The sequence below is a fragment of the Pseudoalteromonas sp. MER144-MNA-CIBAN-0113 genome, from assembly GCF_040308965.1.
In the GTDB taxonomy this organism is placed as follows: domain Bacteria; phylum Pseudomonadota; class Gammaproteobacteria; order Enterobacterales; family Alteromonadaceae; genus Pseudoalteromonas; species Pseudoalteromonas tetraodonis.
This window is the reverse complement of the sequence record NZ_JBEOOG010000543.1, coordinates 1-243: the sequence shown is the minus strand read 5'-3', so window position 1 is coordinate 243 and position 243 is coordinate 1. Positions and strand designations below refer to the sequence as shown.

Here is a 243-nt window from a genome sequence, read left to right as displayed (position 1 = left end):
GAAATAATCCTTCGCTAGCGCGTTTGCGAGAGAGCACGATAGAAGCCGATAAATGAGAAAATGTATGAACTGCGGCCGGATCGGTAAAATCATCGGCAGGTACATACACCGCTTGAATAGAAGTAATAGCACCATTTTGTGTATTGGCAATTCGCTCTTCTAAGCCGGCAAGCTCTGTGCCCATAGTAGGCTGATAACCAAGCCTTGAAGGCATTTGCCCCATTAAGCCCGATACCTCAGAGC

Annotated in this window: 1 pseudogene; it reads right to left on the bottom strand. The window is 47.3% G+C overall.

Annotation, left to right across the window (positions count from 1 at the left end):
• A pseudogene (locus AAEY57_RS20855) lies at nucleotides 1-243 on the bottom strand (F0F1 ATP synthase subunit beta); the annotation flags it as partial.